Below are 21,487 nucleotides of genomic sequence, written 5' to 3'. Positions count from 1 at the left end.
AAAAAGCAACGGCCCGCATCCAGTGGATGCGGGCCGTGTTGGCTTTATGCAGAGGTAGGCAAATTGCTAGAACTTGCTGCCGCCCTTACCCATGCCGCCCATCATCTTGGCCATTTGCGCCATGCCACCTTTAGTTTGGCTCATTTTGTTCATGGTACGCATCATCTTGCGCATGTCCTCAAATTGCTTCATTAGGTTGTTCACCTGCTGAATATCCGTGCCGCTACCCTTAGCCAAGCGGCGGCGGCGTGAACCGTTCAGCAGCTCAGGTTGAGCGCGCTCCTTAGGCGTCATGCTCTTGATGATGGCTTCAATAGGCTTGAAGGCGTCGTCGTCAATGTCCACGTCCTTCATGGCTTTGCCCATGCCGGGAATCATACCTACCAAGTCTTTTAGGTTGCCCATCTTCTTGATCTGCTCCAGCTGAGACAGGAAGTCGTCGAAGTTGAACTGGTTTTTGCGGATTTTCTGGTTGATCCGCTTGGCCTCGTCCTCATCGAACTGCTGCTGCGCGCGCTCTACCAGCGAAATCACGTCGCCCATGCCCAGGATACGCTGGGCCATGCGGTCGGGGTAGAACAAGTCCAGCGCTTCCATCTTCTCGCCCGTCGAGATGAACTTGATGGGCTTTTCTACTACCGCCCGAATCGAGAGGGCCGCGCCGCCGCGGGAGTCACCGTCGAGTTTGGTGAGTACCACGCCGTCGAAGTTCAGGCGGTCGTTGAAGGTTTTGGCGGTGTTCACGGCGTCTTGGCCGGTCATGGAGTCCACTACAAACAGGGTTTCGGAGGGGTTGATGGCCCGCTTCACCTGCTCAATCTCGCGCATCATCTGCTCGTCTACGGCCAGGCGGCCGGCGGTGTCGATGATGACTACCTTCTTGTTGTTCTGCTTGGCGTAGGCAATGGCGTTCTGCGAAATCTCAACGGGATTTTTATTTTCCACTTCGCTATACACCTCTACCCCAATCTGTTCGCCCAATACCTTCAACTGGTCGATGGCGGCAGGGCGGTACACGTCGCAGGCCACCAGCAGCACGTTGCGGTTCTGCTTTTTAATGTGGTTGGCCAGCTTGCCGGCAAACGTGGTTTTGCCCGAGCCTTGCAGACCCGAAAGCAGCACGACAGCCGGTTCGCCTTTAATCACGATGTCCTGCTTCTCGCCACCCATCAACTCGGTCAGCTCGTCGTAGACAATCTTGGTCATCAACTGGCCCGGCGACACGCTGATGAGCACGTCGCGGCCCATGGCCTCGTCCTTGATTTTGTCGGTTACTTCCTTGGCTACCTTGTAGTTCACGTCGGCATCCACCAGGGCACGGCGGATTTCCTTCACGGTGGCGGCCACGTTGATTTCCGTGATGCTACCCTGACCTTTCAGGGTTTTAAACGCACGGTCGAGTTTGGTAGAGAGATTATCAAACATGAAATCGGAGAGTATGCAGAGGTACAGGAAGGGCAAACAGCAACCGCGTTGGTAAGCTGCGTTGCCCTATTTCTCGTTGGCTACCCGTGATGATATGAAGTCAGCAACTCCTGAAAAAAGCAAGTATCAGAAGCACCAACTTTCTCAAAACAGATAGGAGGTTATGAGAAGTTCTACAAAATTAGCCAGAAAACCCCGGAAAGCCGCGGCTGCGTACCTTCGCGCCTCCATTTGAACTATCCCGTGCCCGTATCTGCTCCCCGTCCGCTTCGTTTGCTGGTGATTACGTACTACTGGCCGCCCTCTGGCGGGGCCGGCGTGCAGCGGAGCTTGAAGTTTGTGAAGCACCTGCCGGCGCTGGGCGTGGAGCCTACTGTGGTAACCGTAGACCCCGAGCGCGGCGCCTACCCTGTGCTGGATGAGTCGCTGCTGGCGGAGGTGCCGGCTGGTGTGCGCGTTATCCGCACCGATACCTCGGAGCCGTTTGGCAGCTACAAGAAGCTCACACGGCGAGAGCAGATTCCGTACGGTGGCTTTGCCAACGAAAGCAAAACGAGTTTCACGCAGCGCCTGTTCAAGTTTGTACGGGGCAATTTCTTCCTACCCGACCCGCGCCGGGGCTGGAACCGCCATGCCCTGCGGGCGGTGGCGCAGCTGCTGGCCCAGGGAGAAAAGTTTGATGCGGTGCTCACTAGCTCGCCGCCTCACTCCACCCAACTCATTGGCTTAGAACTGAAAAAGCGCTACGGCCTACGTTGGGTAGCCGACATGCGCGACCCGTGGACCGATATTTACTATCAGCAAGAGCTGCATCAAACGGCTCTCGCCCGCTGGCTCGATGCCCGCTACGAACGCCAAGTGCTAGAGCACGCCGACGTGGTGCTCACCACCAGCCCTGACACGCGCCGCCTGCTCCTGGGTAAGTCGAAGAGGCTAGAACCAAGTAAGTTCCACGTCATCCCGAACGGCTACGACGAGAGCGACTTCCGCCAGCCCTCTACCCCTCCTATCGACGCGCTGCTGATTACCCACACCGGCACCATCTCCGAAACCTACCACGTGCAGGAACTGCTGCGCGCCGTGGCCGCCTGCACCCAACGCTACCCCACGGTGCCGCTACGGTTGCGCTTTGTGGGCAAGGTATCGGAGGGCGTGCGGCAACAGGTAGCCGTGGCCGGCCTGGCCGACCGCACCGAGTTCCTACCCTTTGTGCCGCACCAGGAGTCGGTGGGGTACTTGCTGCGGAGCACGGCGCTACTGATGGCCATTCCCGACGTGCCGAACAATCTGGGCATTTTGCCCGGAAAAATATTTGAGTACCTGGCAGCCCGCAAGCCTATTATCTGCGTGGGTCCAGCCGGCTCCGATGCCGATGATATTCTGCGTCAGTGCGGCGCGGGCCAGGCCTTTCCCTACCTGGATTACGCGGCTATGCTGGCCTATCTGGAAAATCTGGTAGCCCAGTGGCAGACTACTTCTAACTTGGATTTACCAGGCAATGCCCATACGCGCTATTCCCGCCGCGCCCTCACGGAGCAGTTGGTAGAGTTGCTGTAGGGGCGCCTTGCAGGCGCCCCTACCACGGTAGGCGGCTCAGCAGACGTGCTTTCAAGTCACGCCAGCCGGAGCGCGCTAATTTTCTACCCTGCCATTCGCTGAGGGCTGTGGCTAGGCGTTGGGCCAGGGTGCGATAGTGTGCCCGCTGGTAGTGGCGCAGGTTATTGGTGACATCAGTGGGCTCGCGCACGAAGTCGCGCACGTCGATGAGGTAGCAGTTCTCGGCTTCGTCCACAAACTCAGCCAGCGCTTGGTTCATTTGCTGATGCCGTGCTTTGGCACCGGCTTCGCTGGAGCCGGGCACTTCTATTTCAGCACCGTTGAGAAAGAAAATTGGGAGGGTAGGCGGCAGTTGGGCGCGCAGCCAGCGCAGATTTTGTTGGAAGTCGGCGGGCGTCTCCTGACCGACACACACAAATTCCTGCTGAAATCGTCGTAAAAATGCCTCGTCCATACCCCAGAATTTTCGCCGGGCGTGTTTGGCAGCCTGGGCTGCGGGGTCTTGCGTCGTCAGATCATAATACCCACCAAAAGGCACAGCTGTTCCCGTACTTTTTTCGCGGTATAGCTCCTGGGTGTAATCCATCAATGGACTGTATACCAGCACGTCATAGTCGCCCTGCCACAGCTTCGTATCGAAGGCCTCAGCCCCGAGGAAGGGTAGGCGCGCCAAACGCTGCCGCTCCGATGCCGATAGTTTCCTACCATGACGTAGTAGCTCCAAATGCTCTACATGCACGGGCACCTGGTTTTCGTTTACATAGTTGAATTCCTCCACCACTTCCAGCTGAAAGGCCTGCAAAAACGGCGTGAGCTGGCCCAAGTCGCAGCCACCTTTCAGCAGCACGCGCAGGCGCTTAGCGGAGTCTGGCGCGGCGGGAGTGGGCTGTTCCGACATTGGTGTTACGATAGTAATCCAATCGGGGCGGTCGGTTTGGGTGAGTTCGGTGGCTACCTCGCCCTGCACCTCCAGACGCGGAAAACCTAGGTGGGCGTAGGTGAATTGCTCGATACCCAGATGCAGAATTCGACAGGAAAACACGAACTGTATCAGTCGGTTGCTTTCGTTCTCACTAGCAACGGCGGGCGCCTGCAAGGCGTCCCTACCCGCGTTATCTATCTGTTCTACGGCATACACCCCTACCAAGCCATAGTCGCCGAACTGGTCGCGCACGCGCACAGTACCCCAACGGGTAGTCGGGCTCTGGAAGCTGGCTCGCAACTCGTCTTTGGTCACGCGCTGCTTCGTGAAATTGAGTTGGTTGGAGCGGTTAATCAGTTCCTCTATGCGGTCCAGATCGGGCAGCACCGCCGCGCCTTCTCGGAACTCAATCTGCACCTGCGCGTCGCGCAGAAACGCCAGGTTGTCGTGGTAGGTGGCGCGGGCTTGTTGCTGGCGCTCCAGCAGCTTGTACTGTTCCAAACGCGAGAAGGTAGGGTCGGGCTTGCCGGCGGCGCGAAGCTGGGGGGCCAGGTGGGGTAGGTCGACGGGGTCGGCTACTTGCAGGGTAGGGTTGTAATAGAGTGCCTCGGCCCGGTTTACGGGGTTGTCGTCGAGGAACAGAGCGTTGGGAGCCCGCAGTTGCATATCTTCCAGCAACTGCTTGATAATGGCGCCTTTCGGCTGCCAGCTCACCCGCAGGAACACGAACAGGTCGCGGATACCCAGCTCCGTTAGTTTGGCTTCTACGGGAGCCAGGTCATTCTTGGAAACCACGGTATGCACCAGCCCGCGGGCGGCCGTATCGCGCACCAGCGCCAGGTTTTCCTCCACGGCCTCCACGGCACCCTCCGAGAGCGTACCGCGCCAAAACGTGTCGTCCAAATCCCAGATAATGAGTTTAATAGGCTCCGGCATGGTGATTTTTGTTGTTCGTATTCGGTTTTCGGCGGTGTGCTGCCTACCCTTCTAACCGGCAAAGCTACTGAGTGTCCCGCGAAATGAGCCTGGGCCGCCTGTCATTTCGAGCGCAGCAAGAAATCTGAGTTTATTAGAACGAGTCATGCTGAGCGCAGCGGAGCGAAGTCGAAGCATCTCTACCGCAACGCTAATTCTAATCGTTGGAAATCACTCACGGTAGAGATGCTTCGACTTCGCTCCGCTACGCTCAGCATGACGCGTTTCTTTGTTGCCACCCAATTCATAACCTTCTCCCATCAACGAACAACTCCGTACTTTTGCCCTTCTACCAATTCCCTTATGGCCCTCGACCTTAATCATAAATCGGTGCTGCTGACGGGCGGCACTGGCTCTTTCGGCAAGCAGTTTGTGCGCACGGTGCTGGAAAAATTTCCGCAGGTACGGCGCCTCATCGTGTTCTCGCGCGATGAACTGAAGCAGTACGAAATGGCCCAGACGTTTCCTACCTCTCAGTATCCGGCCATGCGCTATTTCATTGGCGATGTGCGCGATGCGGCGCGCCTGAAGCGGGCCTGCGAGGGTGTGGATATCATTGTGCACGCCGCCGCCCTCAAGCAGGTTCCAGCCGCCGAGTACAACCCCATGGAGTGCATCAAAACCAACATCTTTGGGGCTGAAAACGTGATAAATGCAGCGCTGGATTGCGGCGTGAAGGAAGTAGTAGCCCTCAGCACCGACAAAGCCGCGGCCCCCATCAATCTCTACGGCGCCACCAAACTGTGCTCCGACAAGCTGTTTGTGGCCGCCAACAATATGAAGGGTAGCCGGGATTTACGGTTTTCGGTGGTGCGCTACGGCAACGTAATTGGTTCGCGTGGGTCGGTGGTGCCGTTCTTTTTGCAGCAGCGTCACACCGGCGTATTGCCCATCACCCACCCCGACATGACGCGCTTCAACATCTCGCTGGACGAAGGCGTGGACCTGGTGCTCTACGCGCTGGAACATGCCTGGGGCGGCGAGATTTTCGTACCCAAAATTCCTTCCTATAAGATTACGGAGGTAGCCGAAGCCATCGGCCCTAACTGCCGCCAGGAGATTGTGGGTATCCGGCCGGGCGAGAAGCTGCACGAGGAAATGATTACCGAAACCGACTCCCTGAGCACGGTGGAGCTACCCAAATACTACGTTATTCTGCCCTTCACGCCTATCTGGGACGTGGAAAAGTTCATCCAGCATTTCCAGGGCAAGCGCGTGCCGGTAGGCTTTCATTACGACTCCGCTAACAACGAAGAGTGGCTATCGGCAGAGCAAATTCGCGACGAAATCCGCCAGCACGTGGATGCGGATTTTGAAGCGGTTTAAAGGTTGAGTGGTTGATGTTGCGTCTGTCATCCTGAGCTTGCGAAGGACCTTCTCACGTTGTAACGCGTCGTTGCTGCGCCCGCCAGTCGCTCTCACGTGAGAAGGTCCTTCGCAAGCTCAGGATGACAGACAACAGGATGACAAACAATTTATTACCAAACTACGCTATGCCTACCCCTCCCATCCCCTACGGCCGCCAGCACATCACCGACGAAGACATCCGGGCGGTGACGGAAACGCTGCGCTCCGACTACCTCACGCAGGGGCCGAAGGTGGCGGAGTTTGAGCAGGCCTTTGCCGAGTACATTGGGGTGCGTTACGCCGTGGCCGTCAGCAACGGCACGGCGGCATTGCACCTGGCGGCGCTGGCGCTGGGTGTGCAGCCGGGCCAGCGCGTGATTACGACGCCCATCACGTTTGCGGCTTCGGCCAACTGCGTGCGTTACTGCGGCGGCGAGGTGTATTTCGCCGACATCGACCCAGAAACGGCACTGATTGACTTAGCGGCCGTACGCCGGCTGCTCGAAGCTCATCCCAAAGGCCATTTCCACGGCCTGATTCCGGTGGATTTTGCGGGTTTGGCCGTCAACTTGGAAAAAGCGCGCCAGCTCTGCGACGAGTTCGGACTGTGGCTTTTAGAGGATGCGGCGCATTCGCCGGGTGGGTTCTTTGTCGATAGTCAGGGTAAGGAACAGCGGTGCGGCAACGGGCAGTTTGCTGACGTGGCCATTTTCTCGTTTCACCCCGTGAAGCACATTGCCATGGGCGAGGGCGGCCTCATCACCACCAACGACAAAGCGCTCTACGACAAGCTGTTGCTGTTGCGCACCCACGGCATCACCAAAGATACCGACCTGCTAGAGCAGAACGACGGCGGCTGGTACTACGAGATGCAGACGCTGGGTTTCAACTACCGCCTACCCGATATGCTGGCTACCCTGGGCCTCAGCCAGCTCCATCGCGCCGACGCTGGTCTGGCTCGCCGTCGGGCATTGGCAGCTTGTTATGATGCTGCGTTTAGCAAGATAGAAGGCGTGCAAACGGTAGCACCTGGCCGCGCCGGTCATGCCTACCACTTATATATTATTGAGGTAGAAGACCGCAAGGGCTTGTACGACTACCTGCGCGAGCGGCAGATTTTTGCGCAGGTTCACTACATTCCGGTGCATCTTATGCCCTACTACCGCGGCCTGGGGTGGCAGCCCCGCGACTTCCCCCACGCCGAAGCCTACTACGCCCGCTGCCTCAGCCTGCCCATGTTTCCTACCCTCACTGACGAGCAGCAGCAGTACGTTATCGACTGCGTGCGGGAGTTTGTGGCGGGGTAATTTTTCGTAGAAACGATGTTTTTTGCTTATGACTCTCGCAACTCCTAACATCGGTATCATCTCCCAGGCTCGCATGACCAGCACGCGCCTACCCGGCAAGGTGCTGCAACCTATTGCGGGACAGCCGCTACTGCACTACCACGTGCAGCGCCTACGCCAAAGCGGATTGCCGCTGTACCTGGCTACCACTACCAACTGGGAGGATGATCGGCTGGCAGATTTTGCGGCGGCAAATAACATTCCCTGCACACGCGGCGACGAGCACGACGTGCTGGGCCGTTACCACCAATGCGCACAGGAGCATGGCCTCGACGTTATCGTGCGCGTCACTTCTGATTGTCCGCTCATTGATGGGCCGCTGGTGGCCTCGTGCGTGCGCGAGTACGTGCGCCTGGCCAATCCCTACCTCTATCTCTCCAACGTGCTGCGCCGCACATACCCGCGGGGCTTCGACTTTGAAATTTTTTCGCGGAAGCTTCTGGAGGAGGCTTTCCAGCGGGCTACCCTGCCTAGCGACCGGGAACACGTGACGCCTTATATTCACCAAAACCGCTCAGGACAGGTGCATTTTCGCCATTCCAGCCGCGTGCCCGACCGCAGCCGCTACCGCCTCACGGTAGACACAGCCGAGGATTTTGAGTTGATTAAGACACTGATTGAGCAATACGGCGCCGACCAGCTCGACGTAGACGCGCTAATTCAGTTATTGGATGAGCACCCCGATCTGGTGGCCATAAACGCGCATGTGGAGCAGAAAAAGGTGTAATTGAGCGAAAATATCAGTTCATCCCGTCATGCTGCGCGGAGTCGAAGCATGACAGTCTAAACGCCTCCTATCTTTCATTCTTAATTCTTCCTTCTTACTTGAAACCTCGTCTCCTACTTCGCGCCGATGGCAATCCGCGCATTGGCTTGGGCCACGTGATGCGCTTATTGGCCCTGGCCGAAATTCTACGCGACCGGTTTCACAGCGTATTTGTGATACAGGAGCCCGACGCGGCCGTACGCGACTTGCTGCTGGCTACCTGCGACGAAGTAGTGGAAATGCCCCCTATGCCCGCTGGCGGCGAACCGGCTTGGCTGCGCCAGTACGCCCTGCGCCCCACCGATGTGCTGGTGCTCGATGGCTATGATTTTGAGTTGACCTACCAACAGGCCGTGCGCCCGGCTGTGCAGAAGCTGGTGTGTCTGGATGATCTGCACACGTTTCCTTCAATGGCCGACTTGGTGCTGAACCCGGCTGGGGGCGTCACCAAGGCCGAGTATGAGCTGCGCCAGACCGGCGCCCGCTTGCTGGCCGGACCAGCCTACGCGCCGTTGCGCGCCGCTTTCCGGGAGGCGGCCGCCCTACCCCCTGCAACGGCCGATACGGGCACGGTGCTGCTCTGCCTGGGCGGCGCTGACCCTACCCACCAAACTCAGCGCGCCGCCACTCGACTGCTGTTGCTACCCACCGTGCGCCAAGTGCACGCCGTGGTGGGCAGCGCTTACGACCAGTGGGAAAGCCTGCAACAGTGGGCCGACGACCAGCCGCGCCTGTTGCTGCACCGCAACCTGCCCGCCCCCGCCCTACGCGACCTGATGCGTCAGTGCGGCACGGCCATCTGCTCGCCCAGCACCATCAGCTACGAATATTGCGCCGCTGGCGGTGGCCTGTTATTTCTGCTACCTACTGCCACCAATCAGCACGACCTTGACCGGTATTTGCGCGGCGCGGGTCTGGCCCTCCCCTACCTCAGCGTGGGCAACGTCCTGACTTCGCCCGAAGCCGACCGCATTGCCGAACAGCTGCGCGAGGCCCAGCACCAGCACTTCGATGGTTTGGCACCCCAGCGGCTGCGGCAGGAGTTTGCGGCCCTGCTGCTCCCCACGCTGCCCTTGCACTTGCGCCCCGTAGTCGACGCCGATTCGGACCAGCTATTGGCCTGGGCCAACGAACCAGCCGTGCGCCAGTATTCCTTCATCCCTACCCCCATCACCCGCGAAGACCACGAGCGGTGGTTCGCCAACCGCCTTCAGGACGAAGACACGCTCCTGCTGCTGGCCGAAGACGAAACTACCCACGAGTCGGCTGGTCTGATTCGGTTTATAGTGGAAGACGATACGGCCCTACTGAGCTATCTGCTGGCGGCCACGCACCGCGGCCGGGGGCTGGCAGCGGGGTTGCTAGTAGCTGGCGTGCGGGCACTGCTCCAGCAGTTTCCGGAGGTGCGCCGGGTAGAAGGCCAGGTGCTGGCAGCCAATGTGGCCTCGGTGCGGGCCTTTGAGCGAGCGGGATTTGCGCAGCAGTCGGCGGGCGAATCTGTTACCTTTGCGTGGGTGGCTTAACGATTTTCGCGCACTGCGAACCTCTGCGCCTACCTCCGCGAACCTCTGCGAGAAATGACGCCTGCATCTTCCTTACCCATGCCTACCATCACCATCGGTGGCCGCGCCATTGGCCCCGACCAACCGCCGTTTATTATTGCCGAGCTGAGCGGCAACCACAACCAAAGCCTGGAGCGCGGCCTAGCGATAGTAGATGCCGTAGCCGCAGCCGGCGCGCACGCCATCAAGCTCCAAACCTACACCGCCGATACCATGACGCTGCCCGGCGCCTACCGCATCGACGACCCCAACTCCCTGTGGTTTGGCCGCGAGCTGCACGAGCTGTACCAGGAGGCCTACACGCCCTGGGACTGGCACCAGCCGCTGTTCGAACGCGCCAAACAGCACGGCATGCTGGCTTTCAGCTCGCCGTTTGACGAGTCGGCCGTGGATTTTCTGGAGACCCTGAACGTGCCGGCCTATAAGATTGCTTCTTTTGAAAACACCGATTGGCCCCTGCTGCGCCGGGTGGCTGCTACCGGCAAACCCGTTATTATGAGCACCGGCGCCAGCACCCTGGCCGAGGTAGCCGAGGCCGAGCAGGTGCTACGCGCCGCCGGCTGCCAGGAGTTGGTATTGCTGAAATGCACCAGCACCTACCCTGCCACGCCTCTCAACACCAACCTGCGCACCATTCCGCACTTGGCCCAGCTATTCCCCACGTCGCCTATCGGCCTTTCCGACCACACCGCTGGGGTAGGCGCCGCCGTAGCAGCCGTAGCTTTGGGTGCCAGTGTACTAGAGAAACACGTAACCCTACGTCGTGCCGACGGTGGTGTGGACTCGGCCTTCTCGCTGGAACCGGAGGAGGTAGCGACTTTGGTGACGGAAACCGAGCGGGCCTGGCAGGCCTTGGGGCAGATTCAGTACGGCGTGCAGCGCGCCGAGGAAAAATCGCGCCTCTACAAACGCTCCCTCTACGTGGCCCAAGACATTGCTGCCGGCGAGGTCTTCACCCCCGACAACCTGCGCGTGGTGCGCCCCGGCCTGGGCCTCCCCCCCCGTTACTACGACCAACTCTTGGGCAAGCCCGCCCGGCAAAATTTAGCCGCCGGCACGCCCCTGACGTGGGAAATGCTGTAAGTTCGTCATTTCGACCAGCGAGAGAAATATCGCGTGCTGCTACCAGACAGGCATACTGAGCGCAGTCGAAGCGGTAGAGATGCTTCGGTTGCGCTCAGTATGACAGCTTTTTTTGCGTTTCATCCCCATGTCTCCTCCTACCCTTCGCCTGCGCGACATCCTACAACTGCGCTTTTCGCCGTTGTTTGCCGGATTGCCGGCGCGCACGCTGGAAGGTATTTCGCCGCGCAGCGTTTGGAAGCGACTGGCGAAGGTAGCGGGCTATGCGGCGTTGCGACTGGTAGGCAACATTTTCCGGCCCATCCGCAATGCGGAGGAACTGCACGGCAAGGTGTGGCTCTATGTGGTAAGTCAGAATAACTACGAAGCCCTGCATTTTCTGCGCGAGGCCCTACCCGACGCTGTGCTGGTAGCCGGGCAAAGCAAACAGATTGGCCGCTATAACCAGCAGGTAAATCGACTCTCGTTGCGGCGCAAGCTGCTCTATTATGGGCAGTTTCCAGGAGCGTTAGTTGGCTTGCGAAAAACGGAAGGACGGCTGGCGTGGCGTTTTTTCAACTTGATTTTCAACGCCATCGGTTACTATGAGGTGTACTGCCGCGCACTGCGCCATTACCAGCCCCGCGCCGTAGTATTTGCCAACGACCACAACGACGACGCCCGCGCCTTGCTGCTGGCCTGCCGCGCCGAAGGCGTGCCAACGGCCTACGTGCAGCACGCCAGCGTGAGCGCCAGCTTTCCGCCCCTCGGCTTCGATCTAAGTCTGCTGGAAGGTCAGGACGCGCTGGACAAATACCACCAGTGTGGCCCCGTACAGGGTCGGGTGGAGTTGGTTGGGATGCCGAAAGCCGATGCGTTTCTCGCTCAAAAAAACCAGCAGCCCACCGTACAGTGCGTGGGCATCGCCATCAACCTGCTCGACGAAACGCCCGCCATTACAGAGGCCATAGACTTCTTACTACATGAGTTCCCTACCCTCGCTTTCACCTTTCGCCCCCACCCCGGCGACCAGCGCGACTTCACCTTCCTTCGGCAGCAGCACCCTACCCTACGCTTCTCCGATGCCCGCCAGGAAAGCGTATTCGAGTTCCTTCATCAGCAGGATGCCCTCGTAGCCGCCGATACCTCTACCCACCTGGAGGCTACCCTACTTAACGTAGCCAGCATCTATTACCGCTTCGGCACCCACGCCGGCACCGACGATTACTACGGCTACGTAGCGCACGGCCTAGTGCCCCGCGCCCATTCATTGCCAGAATTAGGCACCTTGTTACGTCAGTATCAACAGCACAAGCCGCTGGACCTTTACCAACGCGCGGCCTACTACAATGCTACCCTTGGCACTATAGATGAAGGCCACAGCCAGCAGCGCGCCGTGCGCCTATTGCGTGAGTGGCTAGGTGAGAAGCCCTAAAACGGAGTTTTCAGTACGTTTGAGACCTTTATACCTTTTAATACACTGGTTCCTTTATGCCCTTGTTACTACAAAATACTATTGCTCAACGCCGTTTATACCCTTTATTTTTTATTCTGATTTGCTTAGTAGGAGCTGCGCTCCGGTTGATTCAATTTCCTACCCTTCCACCGGGCTTCAACCAGGACGAGGCTAGCAGTGCATATGAAGCGTACTGTCTGGCTGAAACCGGCATGGACCGGTGGGGCAATACGTTACCAGTTTACTTCCCATCGTGGGGCAGTGGCCAAAACGTGCTCCTGTCGTACCTGATGGTTCCGGTGGTGAAAATATTCGGTTTGTCCATTTCTTCTGCCCGTCTGATACCAGTTGCATTGGGCATTTTCACATTACCGCTGCTAGGCTGGGGGCTACGTCCACTTGGTCGTTACCCATCACTATTGGGTATGTTTTTGGTGGCTATCGTTCCCTGGCACTTTATGATGTCGCGGTGGGCGCTGGAAAGTAATCTGGTGCCTTTCTTCATGCTGCTGGGCTGCGTTTTATTATCACGCGCCCTTATCACGCATAAGCGCCGCTGGATTATCCCAAGTTTATTGCCGTTCGCACTGGCGTTGTACGCATATGGCACTACCATTATTGTGTTGCCCATTATGGTAATGCTAATAGGCTATTGCTACCGGCGCCATATATGGCAACACCGAAAGGTCTGGCTGCTGGCATCGGTATTTTTTGTAATAGTCGCTTTCCCTTTTATAATTTTTATTATCGAACATCATATACTTAACCATAATATGGCATGGGCTGATTCTTTGTTTTTTTCAACGCCTCTTCCACCATTTAATCGTTTAGCGCAGATTAATCCGGAGCAACGATTGGATGTACTATATGCTAATCGCACCTTTTTTAATTCAGGATTTCAAGATGGCAGTGTATATAATCTAATGCCGAACTTCCCGTTGCTGCTGCTCTTTTCGCTGCCGATAGGACTTATCGGCATGGTGGCGGCCGTATTCGTGCTTATCCGTCAGCTACGCCGCCGGACGACTCAGCCAAGCCATATAGTTATTACCATCTTCCTTTTCTGGGCACTGGGTACTCTACCTATGATTTTTTTATTCACGTTAAATGTCAACCGCTTCAATCACTTTTACTTACCTCTAATGGTATTGATGATTTGGTTGGTTGATTTGCTTATCGAACATACAAACACTTGGGTTTCTAAACCGTTGCTGCGCACGCTAGTAGTGATGTGGCTAGTGGTAGAAAGCGGCTTTGCAGTGCGTCATTACTTTACCTCTTACCGAAGTAGTGGCATCCGTACTCATTTTTATGAAGGATTAGACCAAGCATTTAACGCTGTTAAGCAGTTGCCTGTTGCACAAGTTCAAATTACTAGTGACGTACACTATATATACGCGTTGTTTTTCACGCAATATCCACCCCAAGATTTTCAACAGCACGCACAGTATTCAATCCGTAACGATAGATATGAGGTATTTTTCTTTGGCAAGTATGTATTTGACGACGCCTATCTTATCCCTAATCAACCCCACGGCTACTTAATGCGTCGCAATGAGTTACCTGCTGACACCACTGCTCGACATGTAATCTTCCGCAATGAGTTGTGGGAAGTAGGAATATCGAGATAGCACAATTAATACTATCATATTATTGCTGCTGAACTATTCAACTTATAAACCAGCATTTGCTACCCAATACCACAACCCCGCTACCAGTCCCCCCACTAGCGTATTCAAAAAGTTAATCGCATTGTTGCTCAGGCGATGCTGCCGTTCCAGAGTAGCTCCTAGCACCGAATCGGTTAGGTTGCCTACAGTGCCAGCCAGCACCAGCCAGCCAAATTCCCTATCCCAGCCGACGCTCAGGCTATACAACCCCGCGATGAGGACGCTACCCGCCACGCCGCACAGCGTGCCTTCCAGACTAATTACGCCGTTCAGACCGCGCGTATCGGGCCGTAGCGTGAGGACGTTGTAGTAGCGCCTACCGTAGACGTTGCCTAGCTCTGAGGCCAGGGTGTCGGCAGTAGCGGCGGCGAAGCTTCCTGCTAGCATCAGCTGAAATAGGGCAGCCTGGGCAGGTAGCAGCCAGCCGCCCAAGCCGGCCAGAGCGGCCACACCAGCATTGGCAACCACCTGGCCCGCCGTGCGCCGGCCTTTGTTTTCTTCTGCTAGCCTTAGCCGGCGCTTTTCTGCTAGGTGCCAGCCCGAAGCCGCAGAGCCCAGCAGGAAAAACGCGGCCAGCATACTCAACCCGACAAAGCCGCCCCCCAGGTAAATGAGGGCGCCCAACAGCCCGCCTGTGAGGGCACCGCCGGGGGTCAGCTTGCCGGCCCGCACACTGTAGAGCATGCCCGCGCCAAGCAAGAACAAAACGATACCAAGCCGTAGCAGCATCATCACGGGGGTAGGAAGCACAAGCCGCGTGAGCTGCCGCGCAATGGATTTTGGGAAGAATCAGCAATATTAGCCAATAGGCCGAAAAGTAACCTTCCATGACCTACCCCCTTCGTTTGGCGCTTGGCCCGGTTATACTACCGCCGGTACACTGGTCATATTCTGCGCAACAACCTGCTGATACTGTTGGCAACCGCCGCAGTGGCGGCTGTACTAACTGGCCTGTTTCCGGAACAGCCTGCTTATATGATCCTGTTTGCCTTTGGGTATGTGCTCCAGGCACTCGTAAATATTCTGATCGGAGTTGGGTATCTCATGCAGCCTGCGCAGGGTAGCGCGGCACCGTATTTTCTGAGCGCCTTGTTGGTGCTGCTAATTGGGTTTGGCGCGTGCGCTGGCATCGTTACGATGGTACTTTAAGGTAGGGCTGCGTAAGCTCAAGGGCACACTAGGGGACTACAGGTGCAACGTAGCAGCTGTGGAGGCGCAGGTCACAGTGCTACGCCACGCCGTACCACTCCACCCACTGTTTAATCAGGGCTACGCGCTCTTGAATGTATCGAGGCGTGAAAAAGAAATTCGACCAGTCGTCGAAGTTTTCGGCGGCGAAACCCAGGTAGAAGATCCAGAACATGACGCCGAGGTAGGGAATGGCCGCCAGCTCCGCCTCGGAGAGCGGGCGCACCTCGCGGTAGCCAGCCAGAAGTACCGCAAACGCCCGCTCCGCTTCGGCAGGTGGCACCCCTTTATAGTATCGGTCTAGAAAGAAATGCACGAAAAAGCTCATCACGTCATTCACCAGATAGCCTTGCCCGGCGAAGTCAAAGTCGAAAAACGTGAGGGCATCCTGGGCATCAAAGTGAAAATTTTTGGGTAGGAAATCGTATTGGCAATAGCCGTAGCCGAAGGCACCAAGGTCGAATTCGGCGAGTTTTCTTTCCACGGCAGCCGCCAGTTCGCGGAGGTAGGTCAGGCCTTCGGGGTAGGCTTGAAACGATGGTTCGAGCACCTGCAAAGGCCCGGTGAGCGTAGTGGCTACGTTGTAGATGGGCCGCGGGTAGGGCAGTTGCAGGCCAGCCGTGCAGTTGTGCACACGCGCCATTTCGCGGCCCACCGTGCGTAGCTGCGCGTCGCTTAGGGTGTACACGCTGCTACCTTCGGCGTAGGTAAACAGCACGCCGTGACGGGAGCCTTCAGCCGCTGCAAAGTGCTGCACGTACTCCCCCGCTGCATCGGCCAGGGGTGCGGCTACACGGGCTCCGTTGTCGCGTAACAACGTCAGCAAGGCCACTTCTCCCCGAATCTCGTCCAGGGAACGGTGCGCCTCACGGTAGATTTTCAGGATGTATTTCGCGGCGGAGCCCTCTAGCACGTACGTGTCGCTGACGCCTCGCAGCAGGTACCGGCACGTCAGGCCCGTGAAACCATACGCCTGCTCAATGTACGGGCGCAGGGCCGCGGCAGACAGGGTAGAGTACTGGGTAGGGAAAAGGCTCACAGACGGTGATTTGCACGAAATACAGCCGTAAAAATGCAGTATCTGATCAACCAATAGTCGGCACGCAGCAAAAAAAGCAGCCCTCCCCCTTTTACTTGCGTCGGTGATGCGTAGTTTACCTTCTTAGCTGCTCTCCTATGACACCACACCTACGTTCTCGTTTGGGCCTGACTGCGGCCGTTTTCCTACTTCCTACCCTACCCTTGCTGGCCCAAGCTCCGCAGCCGCAATCTGCTTACGCTGAGCCGGCTGTATCGCCGGACAGCCGGGAACTGGCCTTCGTATCGGGCGGCGACATCTGGACGGTGCCGGTGGCGGGCGGCGAAGCCCACCTGCTGGTGGCCCACCCAGCCACCGAGGGACGGCCGCTCTACTCGCCCGACGGCACCCAGCTGGCCTTCACCTCCACCCGCACCGGCAACGGCGACGTGTACGTGCTCACGCTAGCAACCGGCGCGCTCCGCCGCCTGACGTTCGACGACGCCCCGGAACAGCTCGACGCGTGGACTGCCGATGGTAAGTGGCTCTACTTCTCGTCCACCAGCCACGACATTGCCTCCATGAACGACATTTACCGGGTGCGCCTCACTGGCGGCACGCCCATGCCGGTAAGTGCCGATCATTACGCTAACGAGTTTTTCGCGGCTCCCTCTCCCGATGGCCAAACGCTGGCCTTTGCGGCCCGCGGCGTGGCCGACCGCCAGTGGTGGCGCCACGGTCACAGCCACTTAGACGAGGCTGAAATCTGGCTGCGGCGCGAGCAAAACGGCACCCCTACCTACACGGCCCTCACCCACGGCGGCGCCAAGGACCTGTGGCCCATGTGGGCAACCGGCGGGCAGCAGTTGTTTTTTGTATCAGACCGAAATGGAGCCGAAAACATCTGGCGAATGGACGCCAACGGCCAGAACCCTACCCCTGTCACCAGCTTCAAGGACGGACGGGTGCTGTGGCCGACCATTTCCGCTGATGGTCAACTGATTGTATTTGAGCGCGACTTTAAAATCTGGTCGATGGATACGCGCAACGGGCAGGTGCGCGAGGTGAGCATCCGGCGGCGGGGGGCGCCGGCGGGCAACGTGGTGGAGCGCCAGCGCTTCACGGACCGTTTGCAGGAGCTGGCCCTCTCGCCCGATGGTAAAAAGGTAGCGTTTATCATTCACGGTGAAATCTTTGCCGCATCAGCGGCCGAAGGGGGTGAGGCCGTGCGCATCACCACTACCCCCGGCGCCGAGTCGGACGTGTCGTGGCTGCCCGACAGCCGCGGATTGGTGTATGTAGGCGAGCGAAACGGCGCAGCCCATGTGTACCGCTACGATATTGGGACCGGCCAGGAAACGGCCCTCACCAACGGCCCCGCCAACGATGCCGCCCCGCGCCTCTCGCCCGATGGTCGCCAGCTGGCCTACGAGCACGACGCCAAGGAATTGCGCGTGCTAGATTTGATAACCAAGAAAGAAAAGGTAGTAGCCTCTGCCAGCTTTGACCGGCCGCCCCTGCACGCCGACCGGTCCTTTACCTGGTCGCCGGATGGTAAGTGGCTGGCCTTCATGCCGAACCGGGGTAGGCGCTTCACCAACGTATCGGTGGTACCGGTGGCGGGCGGCGAGGCCCGGCCAGTGAGCTTCGTAGCCAATGCCAACAGCACAGCCGTATCGTGGAGCCCCGATGGCAAGTATATCTTGTTCGACACCGGCCAGCGCACCGAGGATGCACAGATTGCCCGCATCGACCTGCAACTGCGCACCCCGCGCTTCCGCGAGGACCAGTTCCGCGACCTGTTCCGCGACCCGGCCCCGTCCGTGCCTACCCCCGCCGACAAGAATACGGCTCCTACCCTGAAGCCCGCGACGCCCGCTGGTCCAGACAAGGCCGCCACGGCCGCCCTCCTCGACTCGACCAGCACCAAGGGCAACGCCAAGGCTAGCCCGCTGAAAAGCCCTGTCAGCATCAATTTCACTGACATTCGTCGGCGCTTGAGTTTGCTCCCAATTGGCTTGAACGTAGGCGCCCACCGCATCAGCCCCGATGGTAAGTGGCTGGTGGTCACGGGCTACGCGGCCAACCAATCCAACCTCTACCTATACTCGCTGGATGAACTGGGTAAGGAAGGCAGCGTGGCCCGCCAACTCACGTCCACTACGGGCAGCAAGCGCGAGGCGCAGTTTTCACCTGATAGCAAGAAAATCTACTACCTCGATCAAGGTAAAATTCAGGTGGTGCCGGTGGAGGCTGGAGGCAAAGCGCAGCCCCTGGCCGTATCGGCCGAGATGGAGGTAGATTTTGACCAAGAGAAACTGGCCGTGTTCGATCAGGCGTGGAGCTACCTGCACGACCACTTCGCCGATGCCAAGTTCAACGGTGTGGACTGGACTGCCGAGCGCGCTCGCTACGCCCCCCTCATTGCCGGCGCCGAAACGCCTGATGAAGCCCGCCGCCTCACCAATCTGATGATTGGCGAACTAAATGCCTCGCACCTGGGCCTGAACCCTGGCAGTTCGGGCAGCGGGGGCATTGCTCCCTCCACCGGCCGGCTGGGTCTGCGCTTCGATGCGGCTGAGTATGAGCAGCATGGCCGCCTGCGCGTGACAGAAGTCCTACCCCTCAGCGCGGGCGCTTTGGCTGGCATCCGCCCCGGTGAGGTTCTGGAAGCCGTTGATGGCGTGCCGATTACTCCTACTACCAATCTGGAAGACCTGCTGCAATACAAAGTCAACCGCCGCGTAACACTGCGCCTGGCGGGCACCGTGGCCCCTACCCTGGCCGTGACAACCAAGCGGGGCAAGAAGCAAAAAGCAACCGTTGCGCCAGCTGCTAGGGATACCCGCGAGGTGGTAGTGCGCCCCCTCAGCCGCGACACCGAGAAGGGTCTTGCTTACCGGCAATGGGTGGAGGAACGCCGCGCTTACGTGGATAAAGTCAGCGGCGGGCGGCTGGGCTACGTGCACATGTACGATATGTCGGCTAACTCGCTGGCCCAGCTTTACCTCGACCTCGACACCGAAAACCTGGGCCGCGACGGCGTGGTGGTAGACGTGCGCAACAACAACGGCGGCTTCGTGAACGTGTACGCCATCGACGTGCTCGCGCGCCGCAGCTACCTCACCATGACGCGCCGCGACCAGGATGGCCCCATGCCCGCCCGCGCCTCCCTGGGTCAGCGAACCGTAGAACGTCCTACCATCCTGGTTACCAACCAACATTCGTTGTCTGATGCCGAGGACTTTACGGAAGGCTACCGCGCCCTGAAGCTGGGCAAAGTGGTAGGCGAGCCCACCGGCGGCTGGATTATCTTCACTTACAACGTGTCATTGCTCGACGGCTCTAGCCTGCGCCTACCTAACACCACCATTCGCGCCGCCCGCGATGGCCAGATCATGGAAATGAATCCGCGCCCCGTGGATGTGGCCGTGAAGCGCCCCATAGGTGAGAGCTACACCGGCCGCGACGTGCAGTTGGATACGGCTGTGAAGGAGTTGTTGGAGCAGCTAGGCAGCAAAACAGGTAGCACGGGTGGACAATAGATAATGTCATTCAGCCCATTGTACCTGTCATCCTGAGCTTGCGAAGGATGACAGGTACAATGGGCTGAATGACAGCCGCATTTCCAATACATTTGCTTGATGCCTATCGTCCCCACACGGCCGCTTGTCAACGCCACTTTCGTTTCCCAAACAGCGCGGGTGACTTATGTACTGCGGCATCTGCGCATGGCCTACCCCACGCTACCGGACATCAGCATTGGCTACGAAGACACTCAACCTCAACTAACTGTAACGGAGGCCTCCGATAGCTTCTTCGAGCACCAACAGCCCTACCCTACCGCCCCTAGCTACCGCAAGTGGTTAGGTCGCAAGATTCCCTTTTTCTTCGACCCGAACCCCGAAAAACCGCTATTGGAGCTGCTACCTGATGGCCGCGCCATCATCTATGCGGATATTATTTCGGCGGCGTTCTACCTACTCAGCGGCTGGCAGGAATACCACTCCGAGGAGCGCGATCAGCATGGCCGTTTTCCCTACGCGGCCAGCGTGCAGAAGCAGTATGATTTCGTGACGGTGCCGGTAGTGAATTACTACTTCGACGTGCTAAAAACGGCCGTGGAGCACGCAACCGGCCAGTCCCTACCCCCGCGCCGCTGGGCTAATAATGCACCCTTCGCCGCCTGCATCACTCATGACGTTGATAACCTCTACAGCGCCTGGAAAGCGCCCGCCAAAGCCGCCTGGCAGCGCCGCGACTGGCTGGGTTTTGGGCGGCAGCTGTGGCGGCATTTCACCCGCAAAGATGCCTGGGACAATTTAGAAGAAGTACAAAAGGCCGTGGCGGCATATGGGGCCAAAAGCACGTTTTTTTTTCTCACCGAACACCGCGAAGCGGCTGATGGCACGCCCAATGCTGATTATCGCCTACCCCGTATCTGGCCGCGAATGGCTGCCCGGCTCCAAAACGCAGAGATTGGGTTGCACGCCAGCCTTGGCACCGCCACCCACGGTGGCCGATTGGGCCGCGACTGGCAGCGCCTACCGCCGCGCACAGGAGCCATTCGCTTTCACTACCTGAGCTGGGAGCCGCGTATCACTCCCACGTTACTCAGTATGATTGGTTTTGCCTATGATTCGACACTAGGCTTTGCTGAGCATTTCGGCTTTCGAAATTCGTACTGTTTACCCTTTTATCCTTTCAACTTCACTGCCGATTCTTTCGAGCATGACCCACCGCAAATCAAGCTTTTTTCGGTGGGTTCACAGCCTGATGTTTATACGACATTAGGCTCTAAAAACTCCATTCAAACCTCTCGCTTCCTCGAAATCCCCCTCAACGTGATGGACACCACGCTCCATCACCCGCGCTACCTCCAACTGCCTCCTGACGAAGTCCTACCCGCGCTGCTTCCGATGCTTCAGGAAATCGAAAAGTTTGGCGGCGTGTGCACGGTGCTCTGGCACAACCAGAACTTCGACCCAGCCAACACGCACAATGGCCCGCGCCAGTTCCACGAGTTGATGCGCTACCTTCGCAGCCGGGGCGCCGCCTTCCTGACGGGCACGGAGGTGAATACAGCCATGTAGGGGTGCCTTGCAGGCGCCCGCCGCTGCATGTCTGCGCCTGCCGTATCAACCATACATCAGCAACGAGGGGCGCCTTGTAGGCGTCCCTACATTTCACCAT

The 21,487-nt window shown here is 58.3% G+C and carries 15 protein-coding genes; 11 read left to right on the top strand and 4 right to left on the bottom strand.

What is annotated here, in order from left to right; all coding sequences use genetic code 11:
- Positions 1 to 66 precede the first annotated feature (66 nt).
- On the bottom strand, positions 67 to 1,425 hold the full coding sequence (gene ffh, locus J4D97_RS01390; RefSeq protein WP_208306050.1) for a signal recognition particle protein: 1,359 nt from the start codon (positions 1,423 to 1,425) through the stop codon (positions 67 to 69).
- Between the two features lie 243 nt (positions 1,426 to 1,668).
- On the opposite strand from ffh, the gene J4D97_RS01385 reads away from it, so the two are divergent.
- Complete coding sequence (locus J4D97_RS01385) at positions 1,669 to 2,982, top strand: glycosyltransferase family 4 protein (protein WP_347879313.1); 1,314 nt, start codon at positions 1,669 to 1,671, stop codon at positions 2,980 to 2,982.
- 19 nt (positions 2,983 to 3,001) lie between these two features.
- Here J4D97_RS01385 and J4D97_RS01380 read toward each other — a convergent pair whose 3' ends face one another.
- Positions 3,002 to 4,840: a hypothetical protein gene (locus tag J4D97_RS01380; RefSeq protein WP_208306049.1), complete on the bottom strand. Its 1,839-nt coding sequence runs from the start codon at positions 4,838 to 4,840 to the stop codon at positions 3,002 to 3,004.
- A gap of 342 nt (positions 4,841 to 5,182) precedes the next feature.
- Between J4D97_RS01380 and pseB the strand changes: the two genes are divergently transcribed.
- From pseB to J4D97_RS01345, 7 genes are all read left to right on the top strand, one after another.
- Positions 5,183 to 6,205 carry a UDP-N-acetylglucosamine 4,6-dehydratase (inverting) gene (pseB, locus tag J4D97_RS01375; protein WP_208306048.1) on the top strand — a complete coding sequence of 341 codons (1,023 nt, stop codon included), beginning with the start codon at positions 5,183 to 5,185 and terminating at the stop codon, positions 6,203 to 6,205.
- 167 nt (positions 6,206 to 6,372) lie between these two features.
- A complete protein-coding gene (gene pseC / locus J4D97_RS01370; RefSeq protein WP_208306047.1) occupies positions 6,373 to 7,533 on the top strand; it encodes a UDP-4-amino-4,6-dideoxy-N-acetyl-beta-L-altrosamine transaminase in 1,161 nt (386 codons plus the stop codon).
- Between the two features lie 28 nt (positions 7,534 to 7,561).
- Complete coding sequence (locus tag J4D97_RS01365) at positions 7,562 to 8,299, top strand: cytidylyltransferase domain-containing protein (protein WP_208306046.1); 738 nt, start codon at positions 7,562 to 7,564, stop codon at positions 8,297 to 8,299.
- 98 nt (positions 8,300 to 8,397) lie between these two features.
- The gene (gene pseG, locus J4D97_RS01360) at positions 8,398 to 9,861 is read left to right on the top strand and encodes a UDP-2,4-diacetamido-2,4,6-trideoxy-beta-L-altropyranose hydrolase (protein WP_208306045.1); all 1,464 of its coding nucleotides are present in this window, start codon (positions 8,398 to 8,400) and stop codon (positions 9,859 to 9,861) included.
- 78 nt (positions 9,862 to 9,939) lie between these two features.
- Entirely contained in the window at positions 9,940 to 10,983 is a 1,044-nt protein-coding gene (gene pseI, locus J4D97_RS01355; protein WP_208306044.1) for a pseudaminic acid synthase, read from the top strand.
- A 127-nt stretch (positions 10,984 to 11,110) separates the two neighbouring features.
- A complete protein-coding gene (locus J4D97_RS01350; RefSeq protein ID WP_243900084.1) occupies positions 11,111 to 12,397 on the top strand; it encodes a hypothetical protein in 1,287 nt (428 codons plus the stop codon).
- A gap of 56 nt (positions 12,398 to 12,453) precedes the next feature.
- Positions 12,454 to 14,049, top strand: coding sequence for a glycosyltransferase family 39 protein (locus tag J4D97_RS01345; protein WP_208306043.1), 1,596 nt, complete (start codon positions 12,454 to 12,456; stop codon positions 14,047 to 14,049).
- Positions 14,050 to 14,091: 42 nt separating this feature from the next.
- On the opposite strand, the gene J4D97_RS01340 is transcribed toward J4D97_RS01345, so the two are convergent.
- The gene (locus J4D97_RS01340; protein ID WP_208306042.1) at positions 14,092 to 14,838 is read right to left on the bottom strand and encodes a DUF92 domain-containing protein; all 747 of its coding nucleotides are present in this window, start codon (positions 14,836 to 14,838) and stop codon (positions 14,092 to 14,094) included.
- 102 nt (positions 14,839 to 14,940) lie between these two features.
- Between J4D97_RS01340 and J4D97_RS01335 the strand changes: the two genes are divergently transcribed.
- On the top strand, positions 14,941 to 15,237 hold the full coding sequence (locus J4D97_RS01335; protein ID WP_208306041.1) for a hypothetical protein: 297 nt from the start codon (positions 14,941 to 14,943) through the stop codon (positions 15,235 to 15,237).
- 79 nt (positions 15,238 to 15,316) lie between these two features.
- Here the strand turns inward: J4D97_RS01335 and J4D97_RS01330 are convergent, their stop codons facing one another.
- Entirely contained in the window at positions 15,317 to 16,315 is a 999-nt protein-coding gene (locus J4D97_RS01330; RefSeq protein ID WP_208306040.1) for a phosphotransferase enzyme family protein, read from the bottom strand.
- A gap of 137 nt (positions 16,316 to 16,452) precedes the next feature.
- Here J4D97_RS01330 and J4D97_RS01325 point away from each other — a divergent pair, with 137 nt between their 5' ends.
- Together J4D97_RS01325 and J4D97_RS01320 are read left to right on the top strand one after the other, a co-directional pair.
- Complete coding sequence (locus tag J4D97_RS01325; protein ID WP_208306039.1) at positions 16,453 to 19,839, top strand: S41 family peptidase; 3,387 nt, start codon at positions 16,453 to 16,455, stop codon at positions 19,837 to 19,839.
- A 99-nt stretch (positions 19,840 to 19,938) separates the two neighbouring features.
- Positions 19,939 to 21,387 carry a DUF7033 domain-containing protein gene (locus J4D97_RS01320; RefSeq protein WP_208306038.1) on the top strand — a complete coding sequence of 483 codons (1,449 nt, stop codon included), beginning with the start codon at positions 19,939 to 19,941 and terminating at the stop codon, positions 21,385 to 21,387.
- Positions 21,388 to 21,487 lie beyond the last annotated feature (100 nt).

It is taken from the genome of Hymenobacter defluvii, from assembly GCF_017589435.1.
GTDB lineage: Bacteria > Bacteroidota > Bacteroidia > Cytophagales > Hymenobacteraceae > Hymenobacter > Hymenobacter profundi.
Note: the sequence above shows the minus strand (reverse complement) of the source record. Positions and strands in the feature narration are given on the sequence as shown.

Bases quoted from the DNA above. Each gene is read 5' to 3' on its own strand.
- ffh (WP_208306050.1), bottom strand. From the start codon at position 1,425: ATGTTTGATAATCTCTCTACCAAACTCGACCGTGCGTTTAAAACCCTG.
- J4D97_RS01380 (WP_208306049.1), bottom strand. From the start codon at position 4,840: ATGCCGGAGCCTATTAAACTCATTATCTGGGATTTGGACGACACGTTT.
- pseB (WP_208306048.1), top strand. From the start codon at position 5,183: ATGGCCCTCGACCTTAATCATAAATCGGTGCTGCTGACGGGCGGCACT.
- pseC (WP_208306047.1), top strand. From the start codon at position 6,373: ATGCCTACCCCTCCCATCCCCTACGGCCGCCAGCACATCACCGACGAA.
- J4D97_RS01365 (WP_208306046.1), top strand. From the start codon at position 7,562: ATGACTCTCGCAACTCCTAACATCGGTATCATCTCCCAGGCTCGCATG.
- pseI (WP_208306044.1), top strand. From the start codon at position 9,940: ATGCCTACCATCACCATCGGTGGCCGCGCCATTGGCCCCGACCAACCG.
- J4D97_RS01350 (WP_243900084.1), top strand. From the start codon at position 11,111: ATGTCTCCTCCTACCCTTCGCCTGCGCGACATCCTACAACTGCGCTTT.
- J4D97_RS01345 (WP_208306043.1), top strand. From the start codon at position 12,454: ATGCCCTTGTTACTACAAAATACTATTGCTCAACGCCGTTTATACCCT.
- J4D97_RS01325 (WP_208306039.1), top strand. From the start codon at position 16,453: ATGACACCACACCTACGTTCTCGTTTGGGCCTGACTGCGGCCGTTTTC.
- J4D97_RS01320 (WP_208306038.1), top strand. From the start codon at position 19,939: ATGCCTATCGTCCCCACACGGCCGCTTGTCAACGCCACTTTCGTTTCC.